Origin of the sequence: Vibrio sp. 10N.222.49.C9, from assembly GCF_041474985.1 — a bacterium.
Lineage (GTDB): Bacteria > Pseudomonadota > Gammaproteobacteria > Enterobacterales > Vibrionaceae > Vibrio > Vibrio crassostreae_C.
Genome location: NZ_JBFRVD010000898.1, coordinates 1 through 228, shown reverse-complemented (window position 1 = coordinate 228; position 228 = coordinate 1). Strand labels below are relative to the sequence as shown.

Below are 228 nucleotides of genomic sequence, written 5' to 3'. Positions count from 1 at the left end.
GTCTGAACCTGAATGGCTGTCGGAATCTGTAGATTTGATTGCGGAGCAGTTTCCATTGAACTTGGTGTTAAGGGATGTGCTTGGTGATGATATCCGTATTCGCTATGGCCATGGTGTCGATCCAACGACGCCAGTGTCTATCTATTTCGAGGGTACAGCAAAAGAGGCGTTAAACATTCTATCGGTGTCCTCGAACTACGGTATTGATTATACAGGGGAGCTTGTAAC

1 pseudogene is annotated in these 228 nt (G+C 46.1%); it reads left to right on the top strand.

The window, feature by feature from the left end:
* Nucleotides 1-228: pseudogene (locus AB4585_RS26130) on the top strand (hypothetical protein); the annotation flags it as partial.